The organism is Pseudomonas sp. D1-36, from assembly GCF_051132205.1.
In the GTDB taxonomy this organism is placed as follows: Bacteria; Pseudomonadota; Gammaproteobacteria; order Pseudomonadales; family Pseudomonadaceae; genus Aquipseudomonas.
The window spans coordinates 3,638,590-3,655,607 of record NZ_CP071674.1 but is presented as its reverse complement, the minus strand read 5'-3'; the positions used below and the strand labels follow the sequence as shown (position 1 = coordinate 3,655,607).

Annotated in this window: 16 protein-coding genes and 1 pseudogene; 11 read left to right on the top strand and 6 right to left on the bottom strand. The window is 58.2% G+C overall.

Features of this window, described 5'->3' with window-relative positions; translation table 11 throughout:
- Nucleotides 1-317 precede the first annotated feature (317 nt).
- Nucleotides 318-1,712, top strand: a complete 1,395-nt coding sequence (gene sthA, locus J3P76_RS16235) for a Si-specific NAD(P)(+) transhydrogenase (protein WP_304553302.1) — start codon at nucleotides 318-320, stop codon at nucleotides 1,710-1,712.
- Between the two features lie 42 nt (nucleotides 1,713-1,754).
- Here the strand turns inward: sthA and J3P76_RS16230 are convergent, their stop codons facing one another.
- A complete protein-coding gene (locus tag J3P76_RS16230) occupies nucleotides 1,755-2,477 on the bottom strand; it encodes a glycerophosphodiester phosphodiesterase (RefSeq protein ID WP_434563286.1) in 723 nt (240 codons plus the stop codon).
- On the bottom strand, nucleotides 2,474-3,070 hold the full coding sequence (locus tag J3P76_RS16225; RefSeq protein ID WP_434563288.1) for a PilZ domain-containing protein: 597 nt from the start codon (nucleotides 3,068-3,070) through the stop codon (nucleotides 2,474-2,476). The genes J3P76_RS16230 and J3P76_RS16225 overlap by 4 nt, the downstream gene beginning before the upstream one ends.
- 94 nt (nucleotides 3,071-3,164) lie before the next feature.
- Between J3P76_RS16225 and J3P76_RS16220 the strand changes: the two genes are divergently transcribed.
- The 5 genes from J3P76_RS16220 (at nucleotide 3,165) to queF (ending at nucleotide 8,092) form a co-directional block, all read left to right on the top strand.
- Nucleotides 3,165-4,415 (top strand): lipoprotein-releasing ABC transporter permease subunit, encoded by a 1,251-nt coding sequence (locus J3P76_RS16220; RefSeq protein WP_434700978.1) that lies wholly within the window; start codon nucleotides 3,165-3,167, stop codon nucleotides 4,413-4,415.
- Nucleotides 4,416-4,422: 7 nt separating this feature from the next.
- Entirely contained in the window at nucleotides 4,423-5,106 is a 684-nt protein-coding gene (gene lolD / locus J3P76_RS16215) for a lipoprotein-releasing ABC transporter ATP-binding protein LolD (RefSeq protein WP_434563292.1), read from the top strand.
- A 63-nt stretch (nucleotides 5,107-5,169) separates the two neighbouring features.
- Nucleotides 5,170-6,414 carry a lipoprotein-releasing ABC transporter permease subunit gene (locus tag J3P76_RS16210; protein ID WP_434700977.1) on the top strand — a complete coding sequence of 415 codons (1,245 nt, stop codon included), beginning with the start codon at nucleotides 5,170-5,172 and terminating at the stop codon, nucleotides 6,412-6,414.
- 265 nt (nucleotides 6,415-6,679) lie between these two features.
- Nucleotides 6,680-7,201 (top strand): copper-resistant cuproprotein CopI, encoded by a 522-nt coding sequence (gene copI / locus J3P76_RS16205; RefSeq protein WP_434700976.1) that lies wholly within the window; start codon nucleotides 6,680-6,682, stop codon nucleotides 7,199-7,201.
- A gap of 60 nt (nucleotides 7,202-7,261) precedes the next feature.
- On the top strand, nucleotides 7,262-8,092 hold the full coding sequence (gene queF, locus J3P76_RS16200; RefSeq protein ID WP_434700975.1) for an NADPH-dependent 7-cyano-7-deazaguanine reductase QueF: 831 nt from the start codon (nucleotides 7,262-7,264) through the stop codon (nucleotides 8,090-8,092).
- A gap of 84 nt (nucleotides 8,093-8,176) precedes the next feature.
- Here the strand turns inward: queF and J3P76_RS16195 are convergent, their stop codons facing one another.
- Nucleotides 8,177-8,443, bottom strand: coding sequence for a DUF4404 family protein (locus J3P76_RS16195; protein WP_434700974.1), 267 nt, complete (start codon nucleotides 8,441-8,443; stop codon nucleotides 8,177-8,179).
- A 109-nt stretch (nucleotides 8,444-8,552) separates the two neighbouring features.
- On the bottom strand, nucleotides 8,553-9,173 hold the full coding sequence (locus tag J3P76_RS16190) for an HAD family phosphatase (RefSeq protein ID WP_420764664.1): 621 nt from the start codon (nucleotides 9,171-9,173) through the stop codon (nucleotides 8,553-8,555).
- A gap of 201 nt (nucleotides 9,174-9,374) precedes the next feature.
- Here J3P76_RS16190 and J3P76_RS16185 point away from each other — a divergent pair, with 201 nt between their 5' ends.
- The 3 genes from J3P76_RS16185 (at nucleotide 9,375) to rssC (ending at nucleotide 12,069) form a co-directional block, all read left to right on the top strand.
- Nucleotides 9,375-10,064: an MlaA family lipoprotein gene (locus J3P76_RS16185; protein WP_420764663.1), complete on the top strand. Its 690-nt coding sequence runs from the start codon at nucleotides 9,375-9,377 to the stop codon at nucleotides 10,062-10,064.
- Nucleotides 10,065-10,405: 341 nt separating this feature from the next.
- The gene (rssB, locus tag J3P76_RS16180) at nucleotides 10,406-11,587 is read left to right on the top strand and encodes a two-component system response regulator RssB (RefSeq protein ID WP_434700973.1); all 1,182 of its coding nucleotides are present in this window, start codon (nucleotides 10,406-10,408) and stop codon (nucleotides 11,585-11,587) included.
- Nucleotides 11,587-12,069: an anti-sigma factor antagonist RssC gene (gene rssC, locus J3P76_RS16175; protein ID WP_434700972.1), complete on the top strand. Its 483-nt coding sequence runs from the start codon at nucleotides 11,587-11,589 to the stop codon at nucleotides 12,067-12,069. Before rssB ends, rssC begins: the two co-directional genes overlap by 1 nt.
- Nucleotides 12,070-12,213: 144 nt before the next feature.
- On the opposite strand, the gene tal is transcribed toward rssC, so the two are convergent.
- Nucleotides 12,214-13,140: a transaldolase gene (tal, locus tag J3P76_RS16170; protein ID WP_420764661.1), complete on the bottom strand. Its 927-nt coding sequence runs from the start codon at nucleotides 13,138-13,140 to the stop codon at nucleotides 12,214-12,216.
- Nucleotides 13,141-13,318: 178 nt separating this feature from the next.
- Nucleotides 13,319-14,338, bottom strand: coding sequence for a tRNA dihydrouridine(20/20a) synthase DusA (gene dusA, locus J3P76_RS16165; RefSeq protein WP_434700971.1), 1,020 nt, complete (start codon nucleotides 14,336-14,338; stop codon nucleotides 13,319-13,321).
- Between the two features lie 102 nt (nucleotides 14,339-14,440).
- Between dusA and J3P76_RS16160 the strand changes: the two are divergent.
- Nucleotides 14,441-15,554, top strand: a pseudogene (locus tag J3P76_RS16160) (tyrosine-type recombinase/integrase).
- A gap of 78 nt (nucleotides 15,555-15,632) precedes the next feature.
- Nucleotides 15,633-17,018 carry an ATP-binding protein gene (locus J3P76_RS16155; RefSeq protein WP_434700970.1) on the top strand — a complete coding sequence of 462 codons (1,386 nt, stop codon included), beginning with the start codon at nucleotides 15,633-15,635 and terminating at the stop codon, nucleotides 17,016-17,018.

The following is a 17,018-nucleotide window of genomic DNA, read 5'->3' as shown; positions in this document are numbered from 1 at the left end:
AGCTCCCTCGCCACATGATCCAAGCGTACTTGAGATCAGTGTCATGCAATGACAGGGTGCTGAAAGGCTCCCGTGGCGAAATAGCGCAGGCAAAGGGGGCATTCTCAATTAATTTACCCACAACGCGGTGGGGAAACTAATTGAGAACGCCCCCTAGCCTACGACGCGACCAAGGGGTAATGTGCGCGGCGTTGACGCTTCTATAGACTGTGGCCGGGCGCGTGAACCGGCCCCAAATTGTTCCTTCATGCCGCCGGTCGGCATGATTTAGCCGTCGGTGCCAAGCGTGGCATCGCGGCCTGTTCTGAGGAGTACGCATGGCTGTCTACAACTACGACGTGGTAGTACTGGGTTCCGGCCCTGCTGGGGAAGGCGCGGCAATGAACGCTGCCAAGGCAGGGCGCAAAGTGGCGATGGTCGACAGCCGTCGGCAGGTCGGCGGCAACTGCACCCACTTGGGCACCATCCCGTCCAAGGCCTTGCGTCACTCGGTCCGGCAGATCATGCAGTTCAACACCAACCCGATGTTCCGGGCCATCGGCGAGCCGCGCTGGTTCTCCTTTCCGGACGTGCTCAAGAGCGCCGAGAAGGTGATCTCCAAGCAAGTGGCCTCGCGTACCGGCTACTACGCTCGCAACCGTGTCGATGTGTTCTTCGGCACTGGCAGCTTCGCCGACGAGCAGACTGTCGAAGTAGTCTGTGGCAATGGCGTGGTCGAGAAGCTGGTGGCCAAGCACATCATCATCGCTACCGGTTCGCGCCCATATCGTCCGGCTGATATCGATTTCAACCACGCACGTATCTACGATAGCGACACTATCCTGAGCCTGGGTCACACCCCACGTAAGCTCATCGTCTACGGCGCCGGGGTGATCGGTTGCGAATACGCCTCGATCTTCAGCGGCCTGGGCGTGCTGGTGGAGCTGGTGGACAACCGCGGCCAGTTGCTGAGCTTCCTTGACTCGGAAATCTCCCAGGCCTTGAGCTACCACTTCAGCAACAACAACATTACCGTGCGCCACAACGAGGAATACGACCGCGTGGAAGGCGTCGACAACGGTGTGATCCTGCACCTCAAGTCTGGCAAGAAGATCAAGGCCGACGCCTTGCTCTGGTGCAACGGCCGTACCGGCAACACGGACACCCTGGGCCTGGAGAACATTGGCGTAAAGGTCAACAGCCGTGGCCAGATCGAGGTCGACGAGAACTACCGCACTTGCGTACCGAATATCTACGGTGCCGGTGATGTGATCGGATGGCCGAGCCTGGCCAGTGCCGCCCACGACCAGGGCCGTTCGGCCGCCGGCAGTATTGTCGACAACGGCAGCTGGCGCTTCGTCAACGATGTACCGACTGGCATCTACACCATTCCGGAGATCAGCTCGATCGGCAAGAACGAGCAGGAACTGACCCAGGCCAAGGTGCCTTATGAAGTGGGCAAGGCCTTTTTCAAGAGCATGGCGCGGGCACAGATCGCCGGCGAGCCGCAAGGCATGCTGAAGATCCTCTTCCATCGCGAGACGCTGGAAGTGCTCGGTGTGCACTGCTTCGGCTATCAGGCGTCGGAGATCGTTCACATCGGCCAGGCGATCATGAACCAGCCGGGCGAACTGAACACGTTGAAATACTTCGTGAACACCACGTTCAACTACCCGACCATGGCTGAAGCCTATCGGGTAGCCGCCTATGACGGGCTCAACCGGCTTTTTTGAGCGGCTCCGGCCGGTGGCCTGAGCCGGCCGGGGAGACCGATTTCAGCAATTCTCGAGGGTGGCAGTGGCCAAACCGGGAAAGTCTGTAATCAGGCTGTCAGCGCCAAAGTCGGCGAGCCTGCGCATGAGCGCGGGCTCGTTGACCGTCCACACCGACACATGCAGCCCCTGGCGCTGCGCCTTGATAAGGCGTTCCGGCGTGCACAGGGTCCAGTTCAGCGCCAGAATCTCGCAGCCATAACTCTGGGCGACCTTCAACGGGTCGAGCCAGGCGTATTCGGCCACCAGTCCGCGGGAAATGTCCGGGGTCAGGTCCAGGGCCGCCTTGAGCACTTCCCGGGAACTGGAGGTGATGGTGATCTTATCCAGCAGCCCGAAGCGTTGGGCCATCTCGCGAATGCCCAGCACGGTCGCGGCGGCGCGGGTGCGTGACGCGCTTTTCACTTCAAGTTGCCAGTGCTCGAAATCGCATTGCTCGAACAGCTCTTCCAGCCGTGGAATCGGGCACGGCTTGATCCAGCCTGGGCCACCTTTGCGCGCATCGTAGGTCACCAGTTCGGCGGCGGTGTGTTCGACGACCTTGCCCCTGCGATCGGTGGTGCGCTTGAGGGTCGGGTCGTGGATCACCATCAACTCGCCGTCCATGGACAGGTGCAAGTCCAGCTCGCAACGGCGCACGCCGTGCTTGAGGCATTCCTGGAACCCGGTGAGGGTATTTTCCGGTGCTTCGCCCTTGGCGCCGCGGTGGCCATAGATGAGGGTCACGGTTCTTCCTTATTGATGCCAGATTCGTTCAGTTCCCGCGCCAGGCGCCGTTCTTGCGCCTGTTTTTGCAGGATGTAGCGGGCCAGCAATTGGCGCTGGGCGTCGGTCGGGTGTTCAAACTCTGTTCCCACGTCGTAGCCATCGCCCTTGGGATCGCAATGCGTGACGCGGGCTCGGAGCAACAGGCCCAGGGCCTGGGGCATCAGCACCAGCTTGATCGACAGGTGCGCGCCGACCGCAACGGGGGAGGGGTATTGGAAATCAATGCCGCCTTCGGAGATGATCACAGGCTGTGGTTCGCCGATTTCGCCAAGCACGGTCACCGCGATGACCTGGCTGAGCAAGTCGATGCGTTTGTTCATGGCCTTCAGGTAGGCGGCGATGCTGCGTTCGCGCTCGCTGATCTGGCGCAACAGGTGCTGTGACTCGAATTCGCTCAGGTGCAATTCGCTGAGCAGATTGAACAATGGGGACTCATCCTGCAACACTTCCTGGCTGGCGGCTTCAGGAACGGACAGGGGCCGAATTTCCAGTGCGATCGTGTCCTCGATACGGTAGTATTCGCGGCGATCTTCTTCATCTAATGTCGACATGGCGAACCCATGGTAGCGGCGGTGGTCTGAGTGTAAAGCTGGTTTGTGACCCCCGCCACAAGGACGTTCCTTTTCCCTCCGAACAAGCCCCGACATGTTCAGACCTCTCTTCGTATTCATCGGCACGCGTTATACCCGTGCAAAGCGTCGCAATCATTTCGTATCGTTCATTTCCCTGACGTCCATCATCGGACTGGCCCTTGGCGTGGTCGTGATGATCGTCGTGTTGTCGGTGATGAACGGCTTCGATCATGAAATGCGCACCCGCGTACTGGGCATGGTGCCTCACGCGACCCTCGAAACCGGCGAAGCCATCAGCGATTGGCCGAGCCTGGCCGCCAACGTCAAGCGGAGCCCGCAGGTGCTGGCCGTGGCGCCTTTCACCCAGATGCAGGGGCTGCTGACCAACGACGGCAAGGTTTCCAAGGTCTTGCTCAACGGCATCGACCCCGGGCTGGAGCGGCAGGTGTCGATCATCGACAACTTCATGAAGCAGGGCAAACTCGACGACCTGGCGCCAGGCAGCTTCGGCATCGTGATCGGCGACAAAGCCGCGGCCAAGCTCGGCGTGGCCATCGGCGACAAGCTGACCTTCGTCGCGCCGGAAGTCACCGTCACCCCGGGCGGCATGTTCCCGCGCATGAAACGCTTTACCGTGGTAGGCATCTTCCACGTCGGCGCCGGCGAGCTGGACGGCTACCTGGGCGTGACCAATCTTCAGGATCTCGCCCGCCTGCATCGCTGGAAACCGGACCAGGTCCAAGGCCTGCGATTGAAGTTCGATGACCTGTTCCAGGCGCCACGTGTTGCCTGGAACATTGCCCAGCAACTCGGCGAAGACCGTTACTACGCCCGCGATTGGACCCGCACACACGGCAACCTGTACCAGGCGATCCGCATGGAAAAAGCCATGATCGGCCTGCTGCTGTTGCTGATTGTCGCCGTGGCGGCGTTCAACATCATCTCGACGCTGGTGATGGTGGTGAACGACAAGAAAGGCGATATCGCCATCCTACGTACCCTCGGCGCCACGCCGGGGCAGATCATGCGCATCTTCATGGTCCAGGGCACCGTCATCGGCGTTATCGGTACGTTCGTCGGGGCCCTGGTCGGAATGTTCGCCGCGCTGAATGTCAGCGCCGCGATTGCCGGTCTCGAAACCCTGATCGGGCACAAGTTTCTCAACGCCGACGTGTACTTCATCGATTACTTGCCTTCGCAATTGCAGGCCGATGACGTGTTGATGGTCTGCGGCGCCGCGTTGATCCTGAGTTTCTTCGCCACCCTGTATCCAGCCTGGCGTGCCGCGCGCACCCAGCCTGCGGAGGCGTTACGTTATGAGTGAGTCGGGCATGAGTGAAAAAGCAATCTTGAGTTGCCGCGACCTGGGCAAATCCTACGAGGAAGGCCCGGAGTCGGTGGTGGTGTTGTCGGGCCTGCAGCTGGAGCTGCATCCCGGCGAGCGCGTGGCGATCGTCGGAACTTCCGGCTCGGGCAAAAGCACCTTGCTGAACCTGCTCGGTGGCCTCGATACGCCCACCGCCGGCAGTGTCTGGCTGGCGGGCGAAGAACTCTCGGCATTGAATGAGAAAGCCCGCGGCCTGTTGCGTAACCGTTCCCTGGGTTTCGTCTATCAGTTCCACCATCTGCTGCCCGAGTTCACGGCCCTGGAAAACGTCTGCATGCCGCTGTTGATCGGTCGCACGGCGATTCCCGAGGCCCGTCAGCGCGCCACTGCACTGTTGGAGCGGGTAGGGCTGGGGCATCGCCTGGAGCACAAGCCGGCCGAACTGTCCGGTGGCGAGCGCCAGCGCGTGGCGATTGCCCGCGCCCTGGTCAACAAGCCCGGCCTGGTGATGCTCGACGAGCCGACCGGCAACCTCGATTCCCACACCGCCCAGGGCATCCAGGACTTGATGCTGGAGCTCAGCACCTCGATGCGCACAGCGTTCCTGGTGGTGACCCATGATATGAACCTGGCCCGCCAGATGGACCGCGTCCTGCATTTGCAGGAAGGTTGCCTGACGCCCATCTGATCGACCGAAACCCGGCGCTTGCCGCAAGCGCCGGGTCTTTTATTTTCATACGGTGCCCAACGAATGTTCAGACCGTTATCGATTTTCATCGGCACGCGCTATACCCGCGCCAAGCGCCGCAATCGTTTTGTCTCGTTCATTTCCATGACATCGATGATCGGCCTCGCCCTTGGCGTACTGGCGATGATCGTCGTGTTGTCGGTGATGAATGGCTTCCAGCGCGAAATGAGTTCGCGCATCCTCGGCATGGTTCCGCACGCCACCATCGTTGGCGTTAACCCGATCGATGACTGGCAGCCAGTGGCAGCCGCCGCATTGAAAAATCTTGAAGTCCTCGCGGCCGTTCCGTTCACCGAGATGGAAGGCATGCTGAGCCATAAAGGTTCGATGCAGCCGATCCAGATCAGCGGCGTGGACCCGGCCCAGGAAGGCAAGGTTTCCATCGTCGCCCAGCACATCGTCCAGGGCCGTCTCGACGCCCTGAAACCGGGGGAGTTTGGCGTGGTGATCGGCGAGATCACTGCCCGGCGCTTCCGCCTGAACGTGGGCGATAAACTGACCCTGATCGTGCCGGAAGTCAGCACAGCGCCTGGCGGCATCACGCCACGGATGCAGCGGCTGAATGTGGTCGGCGTGTTCAAGGTCGGCGCCGAGCTGGACGGCTCCATGGCGCTGATCCACCTGGCTGACGCCGCGCAGATGCAGCACTGGCAGCCGAACCAGGTGCAAAGCGTGCGCCTGGCGGTGAAGGACTTGTACGCGGCGCCGAAAGTCTCGGGTGATATCGCCACCGGTCTTGGCGCCAGCTACAAGGCCGACGACTGGACTCACACCCAGGGCAGCCTGTTCAGCGCCATGAAAATGGAAAAGACCATGATTGGCTTGCTGTTGCTGATGATCGTCGCGGTGGCGGCGTTCAACATCATCGCCACGTTGATCATGGTGGTGAACGATAAAGGCGCCGACATCGCCATCCTGCGCACCATCGGCGCCACGCCGCGGCAGATCATGGCGATCTTCATGGTCCAGGGAACGGTGATCGGCATCGTTGGCACGCTCATTGGCGGCGTGCTGGGCGTGATCGCCGCGTTGAACGTCAGTGAGTTGGTGGGTTGGCTGGAGCGGGTCAGCGGTCAGCACATCTTCAGTTCCGATGTGTATTTCGTCAGCAACCTGCCGTCTGAGCTTCAGCGTGGCGACGTGGTGCTGATCTGTTCTGCCGGGTTCATCCTCAGCTTCCTCGCCACCGTGTACCCGGCGTGGCGCGCGGCGAAGATCGAACCGGCGCAGGCGTTGCGGTATTCTTGAGGCTGAACCGGCTTACGTGGCGAGGGAGCTTGCTCCCGCTGGGCTTCGCCGCAGCCCAAAAATCTCACTCATCGAAATGATAAGCAGCGTTTGGATTTTGGGAGCGCTTCGCCCTCCAGCGGGAGCAAGCTCCCTCGCCACCGGGATTGAGTCCGGCAGGCGGGTTCGTGGCACAACCTGACAAAGTTGTAATCGAGTTGTAAGCCGACTGGCAGGCCTGCGACGATGGATTTTCCCACACGCTGAATCTGACTGGAGTATGGACATGTTGATGGGAGTACGCTTGATCCTGGCTGTTTGCGCATTGACCCTCAGTGCGCTGTCGTGGGCATCGCCGGGCCATTTTGATTTCGGTCAGCCTGCGCCAGCGGCCAAGGCCGGTCGCAGCATCGATGTGGTGATGGGCGACATGACGTTCGATCCCGGTGCGCTGGGCGTCAAGGCCGGCGAGACGGTTCGATTCGTACTCATCAACAAAGGCCAGCTGCTTCATGAGTTCAACCTCGGCAACGCTGCAACGCACGTGGAGCACCAAAAGCAAATGCTCAAGATGCAGCAGAGCGGCCAGTTGATGCCGACCACGATGAAGCCGGGGTTGGATCATGCCGCCATGGGCCACGGCGAGGCGAAGATGCGCCACGATGATCCCAACAGCGTGCTGGTGGAGCCGGGCAAGACCGCCGAGCTGACCTGGACCTTCAGCAAGGCCACGCGCCTGGAATTCGCCTGTAATGTTCCCGGCCATTACCAGGCTGGCATGAGGGGCGAGCTGACAGTCAGTAAGTAAGCACTAAAAGCTGCGGCAAAGGCTGATAGAATCCGCTGATTCTTCAGTCAGGTTTCCGTCATGCATCCCGCAGCCGAACATTCGCCGCTGGGCAAATCCAGCGAATACATTGCCACGTACACGCCGTCACTGCTGTTCCCGATTCCGCGCGCCGCGAAGTGGGCGGAGCTGGGCCTGACGGCCGAGACCCTGCCGTACAAAGGCGTGGACTTCTGGAACTGCTTCGAATTGTCCTGGCTGTTGCCTTCCGGCAAGCCGGTGGTGGCCATCGGCGAGTTCGCCATCGCGGCGGATTCGCCGAACATTATCGAGTCCAAATCCTTCAAGCTTTACTTGAACTCGTTGAATCAGACCCCATTCACCGACACCGCGAGCCTGGAAGCGACCTTGCGCCAGGACCTTTCGGCGGCTGCCGGCAAGCCAGTGGGTGTGCGGATCCGCAGTCTCAAGGATGTGGAAAACGAAGGCATCGTGGCGCTGCCCGGTGCGTGCATCGACGAATTGGACATCAGCGTCGATTCCTATGAGCACCCGCGCCCGGAACTGTTGCGTTGCGATGACTCGCGCATCGTCGAGGAAAGCCTGCACAGCCATTTGCTCAAGTCCAACTGCCCGGTGACGAGCCAGCCGGATTGGGGCAGCGTAGCGGTGGAGTATCGCGGCGCTGCGTTGGCTCATGCGAGCTTGTTGGCCTACATCGTCAGCTTTCGCCAGCACTCGGATTTCCATGAGCAGTGCGTGGAGCGGATCTTCCTAGACCTGCAGCGCTTGCTCAAGCCGGAGAAACTGACGGTGTATGCGCGGTATGTGCGGCGTGGTGGGCTGGACATCAATCCGTATCGCAGCACCGACGAGGTGCAATTGCCGAACCATCGGCTGGTCCGCCAATGACATCTTGATTGTGGGATTGCATTTCAATTCGTAGACATTAAAAAGCCCTGCTGGCGATAGCAGGGCTTTCTGCGTTTCAAGGGTTTAGATCCCCATGCCGCCCAAGGTAATGACGATATTGCGCAGTGTTCCGGCGATCGTTGGGTGCTCCACTTCAAAACGCTCTACGGCCAGGTTTACGCCGTCGACCAGGTTGTTGTCCTGAAGCTGGTTTTCCAGTTCGATCTGAGATTCGATCTCTACCATCAACTTGTGCAGATGTTCGCGATCTGGCTCAGACAGCGGCGGGTCCTGTTCCAATTGCTCGCGCAAGGTATCGAGTTGTTCTTGCAATTCCCGGCTGGCAGGCATTGGCGTACTCCCTTTATTGATAGGCACAGACATGGACCGCGACGCTGCGTCAAAGGTCCTTGGCCTGCCTTAAGAGTAATCCACACTCACGCACCCTGCATGATCCGGCTCAGGGCTTCTCGCCTTTTTGTCTGCGCAGGCTGATGTCGGCCAGGCAAGTGTCCAGTTCGCCCAGGTGGTCGATCACCGAATGCACGCCGAGGCTGAAGAGCTGCACCGTGGCCTTGGCCCGTTTGATTTCCCGTTCCTGCTGGCTCAGGGCTTGCCATTCGGAAGGGGACAGCCCGCACAATGAGCCGCAGGACGCCAGTCCAATGGTCCACAACCCGGCGTTGAGCCCGGACTGCAACAACTTGGGTTCGCCACTGACCAACACGCAGCCGTCCAACTGTTGGACGTTCAGCGCCATGAGGGCTTGCCAGCAGGCATGCGGCGCCGGCCAAGGTTGATTTGTTGCGGGAAGTTGCGGCGCCTTGATGGACGCAGGCAACGAAGTCGCCAGGCCATGGCTGACGGCGGGGGGCAGGTCGTCGAGCCAGGCGCAGGGGATATCCAGATGCTGCAAGCGTTGCAGGCTTTCCAGCGCGCCTGGGGTCGGATGGGCATGATCCGATGGCTGGGTGCCTGGCTGGCGTACGCGCGCCCCGAAATCCACCAGGCATCCACTCAGGCCAAACAGTACGGCGGTAAGGCTGGGGGCAGGGAGGGGCAGTGCTTCGGCGCGCGGCATGGGAACGTCCTTGAAATAACCAGCAGCCTAGCGAGCGCGGATGACAGTCCGGTGACAGCACCATGATGCGAGTTAGTTGTGGAATATTCCTACAGCGAGCTTCTTGCTTCAGTGCTGCCTATCCACGTTTTCCGTCTTATACTAGCGGCCTTACCGCCTGGGCTCGGCGCCCTTGCCTGAATAATCCAAGGAGTTTTCCCTATGCGCTGGAGCCATCGTCTAGCTCAGCTGTGTCTATCTGCCAGTATCCTGCTGGTACCGTTTGCCGCCCAGGCCGCCACGGAAGAAGATCCATGGGAAAGCATCAACCGTCCAATCTTCACCTTCAACGACACCATTGATACCTATGCGCTCAAACCGCTGGCCCAGGGTTATCAGTACGTGACGCCGCGATTCCTCGAAGACGGCATCCACAACATGTTTCGCAACATCGGTGACGTGGGCAACCTGGCCAACGACCTGTTGCAAGCCAAACCGGCCGCTGCGGGAGTCGACACAGCCCGTTTGATTTTCAATACCACGTTCGGTCTCCTGGGGTTTTTCGACGTGGGCACCAAGATGGGCCTGCAACGTAACGACGAAGATTTCGGCCAGACCCTCGGGTATTGGGGGCTGGGCAGCGGACCGTACCTGATGCTGCCACTGCTGGGGCCGAGTACCCTGCGTGACGCGCCGGCCAAGTGGGTCGACAGCTACGCCACCCCTTACCCTTATATCGATAATGTCTCGGTCCGCAATTCGATCTGGGGCCTGAACATCGTCGACACCCGTGCCAGCCTGCTCTCGGCGGAAAAGCTCGTCAGCGGCGACAAGTATGTGTTCATCCGCAATGCCTTCCTGCAAAACCGCGAATTCAAGGTCAAGGATGGTCAAGTCGAAGATGATTTTTAATTTCCAATTGTAAGTTGCGGAGGCGGCCCAGATGGCCGCCTTCTTTGCTTTGGTAGGGTTCAAGCGCAGATTTGTCCTTCCATTGAGTTACGCTTCGCTCGGTTCTTATAACTCTCCGTGCTTTGACAAATAAAGACGGCAAGCGACGATTCGCATGAGCTTGAAACGCCCCGCGGATGGGAGTACCGTCTGCGCCTTAGAAGGGCACCTCTGGTGTAACCGTGTGTAGGGCGAAGGCCTGAAGCCGGTACGGCAGAGAGGCTAGAAAGCGAATCCAGTAGTGCGCGCAGGCCCAACGCCAAGCCCGCTACGCCAACCTAATTCTGGCGCCGTTTGCCCACATGCCAAAAACCAGTGCCACGCTGCTGATAATCGATGATGACGAAGTGGTGCGAGCCAGTCTCGCGGCCTACTTGGAAGACAGTAGTTTCAGCGTCTTGCAGGCCAGTAACGGCCAACAGGGTCTTCAGGTATTCGAGCAGGAGAAGCCCGACCTGGTCATCTGCGACTTGCGCATGCCGCAGATGGGCGGACTCGAACTCATTCGCCAGGTCACCGAGCTGTCGTCGCAGACCCCGGTCATCGTCGTTTCGGGCGCGGGTGTGATGAACGACGCGGTCGAGGCGTTGCGCCTGGGCGCGGCGGACTACCTGATCAAGCCCCTCGAAGACCTCGCGGTGCTTGAGCACTCGGTGCGCCGAGCCCTGGATCGCTCGCGACTGCTGGTGGAGAACCAGCGCTACAGGGAAAAGCTGGAGACCGCCAATCGCGAGCTCGAAGCCAGCCTGAACCTGTTGCAAGAGGACCAGAACGCCGGGCGCCAGGTGCAAATGAACATGCTGCCGGTGAGCCCCTGGACGGTCGATGGTTTCCGTTTTGCCCATCAGATCATCCCGTCGTTGTACCTGTCGGGGGACTTCGTCGATTATTTTCGTGTAGATGAGCGTCGCGTGGCGTTCTACCTAGCGGACGTTTCCGGGCACGGTGCTTCGTCGGCGTTCGTCACGGTGTTGCTGAAGTTCATGACCACGCGCCTGCTGTTCGAATCCAAGCGCAACGGTACATTGCCGGAATTCAAGCCTTCGGAGGTCCTTGGGCATATCAACCGGGGCCTGATCAGTTGTAAGCTGGGCAAGCACGTCACGATGGTCGGTGGAGTCATCGACGAGGAGACTGGTTTGTTGACCTATAGCATCGGCGGTCACCTGCCGTTGCCTGTGTTATATACACCAGACAGTGTTCGTTACCTGGAAGGGCGTGGTTTGCCGGTAGGCCTGTTCAACGAGGCGACCTATGAGGACCACGTATTGGAGCTGCCACCGACATTCAGCCTGACGCTGATGTCTGATGGCATTCTGGACCTTTTGTCAGAGCCTACACTCAAAGAGAAAGAAGCGGCCTTGCCCGAGCGGGTGAGTGCAGCGGGCGGCAGCCTGGAAGGCCTGCGGCAAGTGTTTGGATTAGCCACGCTAGGGGAGATGCCGGATGATATCGCCCTGTTAGTGTTGAGCAGGAACCTTTGATGAGTACCGGTAGAATCCAGTTCGCCGAGCAGGACGGCACTTTTGTCCTGAAGTTTGTCGGTGAGGTGCGCCTGACCTTGTGTTCGGCGCTGGATGCGACAATAGAAAAGATCTTCACCGCGCTGAATTTCAGCGCCATCGTGATCGACCTGACCGAAACCCGCAGCATCGACAGCACTACGCTGGGCCTACTGGCCAAGCTGTCGATACTGTCGCGGCAGAAAGTCGGCCTGCTGCCGACTGTCGTCACTACCCACAACGACATCACCCGTCTTCTGCAATCGATGGGTTTCGACCAGGTGTTCAACATCGTCGGCGATCCGGTGCCATGCCCCGATTGCCTGGACGACCTGCCTGACCAGGACCAATCCGAGGACGAAGTGCGGATCAAGGTACTCGAAGCCCACAAGATCCTCATGGGGCTGAACGACTCCAATCGCGAAGCGTTCCATGACTTGGTGAATGCGCTGGAGCGGCCTTGATTCTTGAGCCTGCGTAGGCCGGACTGACGCTTTCGCGAGCCTGCTTGCGAATGGCCTGGTCAGACGCCAGATTTCTCAGGCCGAGCCGCATAAAAAAGGGCGAACCCATCAGGGTTCGCCCTTTTGCATGCCTTGCGAATCAGCTCAAAGCTTGGCTTGCAGCAACGCTTCCAGCTTCTCCTGGTCACGAGCGAACTGACGGATGCCTTCAGCCAGTTTCTCGGTCGCCATGGCGTCTTCGTTGGACAACCAGCGGAACTGGGGCTCATTGAGGCTCAGGCGAGCTTCTCCAGCTTGCCCAGGTGCCAGTTTGCGCTCCAGCTTGCCTTCGTCGGCGGCCAGTTTCTCCAGCAGCTCAGGGCTGACAGTCAAGCGATCGCAACCGGCCAATTGCTCGATCTGGTTGAGGTTGCGGAAGCTCGCGCCCATAACCACGGTCTTGTAGTCATTGGCCTTGTAATAGTTATAGATGCGCGTCACGGACTGCACGCCCGGATCATCGGCGCCGGTGTAGTCGTTGCCGTTGGCCTTCTTGTACCAATCGTAGATACGGCCCACGAACGGCGAGATCAGGAAAACCCCGGCATCTGCACAGGCAGCGGCCTGGGCGAAGGAGAACAGCAGGGTCAGGTTGCACTGGATGCCTTCGCGCTCCAGTTTCTCGGCAGCGCGGATGCCTTCCCAGGTCGAAGCGATCTTGATCAGCACGCGGTCACGGCCAACGCCGGCCTTTTCGTACAGATCGACCAGCCGATGCGCGCGCTTGAGCATGGCTTCGGTATCGAACGAAAGGCGTGCATCCACTTCGGTGGAAATGCGCCCCGGAATCACTTTCAGGATTTCCTGGCCCACCGCAACACCAAAGCGGTCGCTGGCCAGGCCCACGTCGCCCTTGCAGTCCGCCACGCAAGCGTTCAGCAGCTCGGCATAACCGTGGATGGCCGAAGCCTTGAGCAGCAGGGATGGGTTGGTGGTGGCGTCGACGGGTTTGATGCGGGCGATGGCTTCGAAGTCGCCCGTATCGGCCACGACGGTGGTGAACTGCTTGAGTTGTTCCAGCTTGGAAGTCATGAGCGTGCTCTGTCCTATGGGTCCGTTGACATTACCCGAGGGCCGGCAGCCACTCAAGGGCGTGAAGAGGTATCGATGGCCCCAGCGGCAACAACCTGAAAACGGGTGTTTGAAAGGCCGGGGCAACTACCGGTAGATACGATGCCAAAACAGCGCGCAGGTTCAAAGCAAGTGATGGTTAACGCCCTTCCAGCAACTGGCCCGCCTGATCGAGCAAGGCCAACGGATCCTTGGTCTTGTGGATATCCACCGACAACAACTGCCGGAACCGCCGCGCGCCCGGGAACCCAGTGCCCAGCCCCAGCACGTGACGGGTGATGTGGTGCATGGCACCGCCTTGTGCCAAGTGATCGGCAATATAAGGCCGCAGCTGTGCCAAGGCCTCGGCACGAGTAATGAGCGGCGCAGTGCTGCCGAACAACTGTTGGTCCACTTCGGCCAGCAGATACGGGTTGTGGTACGCCTCGCGGCCCAGCATGACACCATCGAACGTTTGCAGATGTTCGTGGCAGGCCTCCAGTGTCTTGATTCCACCGTTGAGTACGATCTCCAGCTCAGGGAAGTCCGCTTTCAATCGGGCCACCACGTCATAGCGCAATGGCGGAATGTCGCGATTCTCCTTCGGCGACAACCCCTCCAGGATCGCAATCCGCGCATGCACGGTAAAACTGTTGCAACCGGCGTCACGCACGGTCCCGACGAACTCGCACAATTGCTCATAACTGTCGCGACCATTGATCCCGATCCGATGCTTGACCGTCACCGGAATCGACACGGCGTCGCGCATCGCTTTCACGCAATCGGCCACCAATTCCGGATGCCCCATCAAGCAGGCGCCGATCATGTTGTTCTGCACCCGATCGCTCGGGCAGCCGACGTTGAGATTCACCTCGTCGTAGCCATGTTCCTGGGCCATTCGGGCGCAGGCCGCCAAGTCGCCGGGGACGCTGCCGCCCAGTTGCAGGGCCAGGGGATGCTCGGTTTCATGGTGGCGCAGGAAGCGTTCGTGGTCGCCGTTGAGCAAGGCACCGGTGGTGACCATTTCGGTGTAAAGCAGGGCGTGCTTGGAGAGGATGCGTAGGAAGAAGCGACAGTGGGCGTCGGTCCAATCCATCATCGGGGCCACGCTGAAGCGGCGGGACGGCTCTTGGCGGGGTAATCCAGTGTTTACAGGCGCTTCGGGTTTTTCTAAATTCATTGATACTGATCTTTTATACAGCGGTTTTTACCCATTTTTCCTTGTTTTTGGATAGCGGTTGCTACACTGTAGCAACCGGTCTCGGCAATGTAGCAACTGGATATGGGCACGATCACATCACGCAAGCGCAAGGACAATTCAACGGCCTACACGGCGCAGATACGGATCAATCGGGACGGGAAGACAGTTTATCAGGAAAGCCAAACCTTCGACCGGAAGCAGGCGGCTCAGGCATGGATCAAGCGGCGGGAGACGGAGCTGGCCGCGCCTGGTGCTATCGAACGTGCGAACCGGAAAGGGGTGACGATCAAGAAGATGATCGATCAGTACCTGGACGAGTACGAGAAGATCCGGCCGCTGGGGAAAACCAAGCGAGCAACCCTGACGGCGATCAAGGAGACGTGGCTGGGTGAGGTCGATGATTCTGCGTTGAACAGTCAAAAGCTTGTGGAGTTTGCTCAATGGCGGATGAGCGAGGAGGGGGGCGGTGTCCAGGCGCAGACGGTCGGTAATGATCTATCGCACCTAGGAGCGGTCCTCTCGGTCGCTCGGCCGGCCTGGGGGTATGAGATAGATCCGCTTGCCATGACTGACGCTAGAAAGGTGTTGCGTAAGCTCGGAATGGTCACCAAGAGCAAAGAGCGTAATCGCCGGCCTACTCTCGATGAGCTGGACAAGCTGATGGAGCATTACTTTGACATGCAAACACGGGGTAATAACTCTATTCCCATGCCAAAAATAATTGCTTTCGCGCTCTTTTCTACACGCCGGCAGGAGGAAATCACACGGATACGCTGGGAGGATCTTGACGAATCCCGGCAGGCGGTGCTCGTTCGAGACATGAAGAATCCTGGCCAGAAGCTAGGTAATGATGTTTGGTGCCACTTGCCCGATGAGGCATGGGCGATCCTGAAGTCGATGCCCAAAGTCAAGCGAGAGATCTTCCCCTTTAACGGTAAGTCAGTGTCAGCTTCCTTCACGAGGGCTTGCCCGATGCTGGGTATCGAAGACCTTCATTTCCATGATCTCCGGCATGAAGGGGTGAGTCGGTTGTTTGAGATGGACTGGGATATTCCAAGGGTGTCGAGCGTCTCTGGACACCGGGACTGACTGGAACTCACTACGGAGGTACACGCATCTCCGAGGGCGTGGAAACAGATATGCTGCATGGCACTGGTTACCGATATTGCTAGCTGACCGTATAAATCTTCGCTAGCAAAACTACTGCTAATTTGGCATTTTGACATCATGCCTTATGCATATATGCTTTAAAGTGATAAAAAAGGAATTTTTAATGACTGATCATGTTAACGCTCATCCTGCAAAACGTTTTTTCGTAGAAATGTTGACGCGAGATATCGAGTTGAAGGATTCAATCCTTGATCTCCTTGATAACTGTGTCGACGGTGCTATGCGAGAGAAGCGCACCGAACTGAACCATCCAGTTCCTTATAAAGGATTTGAAGCTAAAATCACTTTCGATGAAAATCATTTCTCGATATTTGATAATTGCGGCGGCATCCCTCGAGAGGTTGCGCTTGAGCGTGCGTTCCGTCTAGGTAGACCTGATCGCGATACTGACAAAGACGTCCCAACAGTTGGCGTCTATGGTATCGGCATGAAACGGGCAATATTCAAGCTGGGCCGGCAGTCTACCGTCGAGACAAGCGCTAGAGATGCTGCATATAAAGTTACAATTGATGCCGCATGGTTGGCAGATGACTTCAACTGGAATCTTCCCATAGAGGAAGTTCAACCGGATGAAGCTAAAGGCACAAAGATTACGGTAACAGAACTGAACGATGGTATTCCCCGATTATTTTCCAATCAGACGGGTTTTGAGGTTGATCTAAAAAAAGCAATCTCTGCATATTATGGTCACATAATAACTAAGGGTTTCAATGTTTATGTGAATGGTGAGAGAGTTGCTCCGACAACCTCAAGCTTTATTTTGGGTGAAAATGCTTTAGCGTCGGGTTCTGGTATTGCCCCCTTTGTTTACCAAGGTAATTACAATGGCGTTGCAATCGAGCTGGCAGTCGGTTTTTATAGAGATCTCCCTTCAGATCAGGAGGAGGAAGACTCATTGGCAGGAAAGCCTTCCACGGAAAAAGCAGGTTGGACAATCATTTGCAACGACCGTGTCGTACTGCATGCAGACAAAACCAGAGTTACAGGCTGGGGTGAGGCAGGCGTACCCGCATATCACACCCAGTTTGTATCGATTGCAGGTGTTGTGAACTTCAAATGTAACGACGCGTCTCTTCTGCCTGTCACAACCACAAAACGTGGTATAGATGGAAACTCAGACTTATACCTTGCAGTAAAAGAATTTATGCGTGAGGGTGTGAAGATTTTCACGGATTATACCAATAAGTGGAAGCGTCCATCTAAGGAGCGTTCCGATCTAAGTGTCTCGGCTGTGACGACCACACCGTCGGAGATCATGAAAAGCATCCCTTCTAATCGCTGGTCAGCGGACCGGAAAAGCATGATCAAGGGCCAAAAATTCAAGCCTGAATTGCCGATGCCTACTATTGAGAAAGAATACCGGTTCTTAAGATTTTCCAAGCCTTTATCGGATATTAAAACATTGGGCGAGCATTTTTTTGGAGATGAAAATGCTCAGCCAGGTGAGATTGGTGCTAAATGCTTTGATGAAGTTCTGAAGGGGATCTAA

Coding starts and splice junctions, on each gene's coding strand:
- sthA (WP_304553302.1), top strand. CDS start 318: ATGGCTGTCTACAACTACGACGTGGTAGTACTGGGTTCCGGCCCTGCT.
- J3P76_RS16225 (WP_434563288.1), bottom strand. CDS start 3,070: ATGTCGACATTAGATGAAGAAGATCGCCGCGAATACTACCGTATCGAG.
- J3P76_RS16220 (WP_434700978.1), top strand. CDS start 3,165: ATGTTCAGACCTCTCTTCGTATTCATCGGCACGCGTTATACCCGTGCA.
- lolD (WP_434563292.1), top strand. CDS start 4,423: ATGAGTGAAAAAGCAATCTTGAGTTGCCGCGACCTGGGCAAATCCTAC.
- J3P76_RS16210 (WP_434700977.1), top strand. CDS start 5,170: ATGTTCAGACCGTTATCGATTTTCATCGGCACGCGCTATACCCGCGCC.
- copI (WP_434700976.1), top strand. CDS start 6,680: ATGTTGATGGGAGTACGCTTGATCCTGGCTGTTTGCGCATTGACCCTC.
- queF (WP_434700975.1), top strand. CDS start 7,262: ATGCATCCCGCAGCCGAACATTCGCCGCTGGGCAAATCCAGCGAATAC.
- J3P76_RS16195 (WP_434700974.1), bottom strand. CDS start 8,443: ATGCCTGCCAGCCGGGAATTGCAAGAACAACTCGATACCTTGCGCGAG.
- J3P76_RS16190 (WP_420764664.1), bottom strand. CDS start 9,173: ATGCCGCGCGCCGAAGCACTGCCCCTCCCTGCCCCCAGCCTTACCGCC.
- J3P76_RS16185 (WP_420764663.1), top strand. CDS start 9,375: ATGCGCTGGAGCCATCGTCTAGCTCAGCTGTGTCTATCTGCCAGTATC.
- rssB (WP_434700973.1), top strand. CDS start 10,406: ATGCCAAAAACCAGTGCCACGCTGCTGATAATCGATGATGACGAAGTG.
- rssC (WP_434700972.1), top strand. CDS start 11,587: ATGAGTACCGGTAGAATCCAGTTCGCCGAGCAGGACGGCACTTTTGTC.
- tal (WP_420764661.1), bottom strand. CDS start 13,140: ATGACTTCCAAGCTGGAACAACTCAAGCAGTTCACCACCGTCGTGGCC.
- dusA (WP_434700971.1), bottom strand. CDS start 14,338: ATGAATTTAGAAAAACCCGAAGCGCCTGTAAACACTGGATTACCCCGC.
- J3P76_RS16155 (WP_434700970.1), top strand. CDS start 15,633: ATGACTGATCATGTTAACGCTCATCCTGCAAAACGTTTTTTCGTAGAA.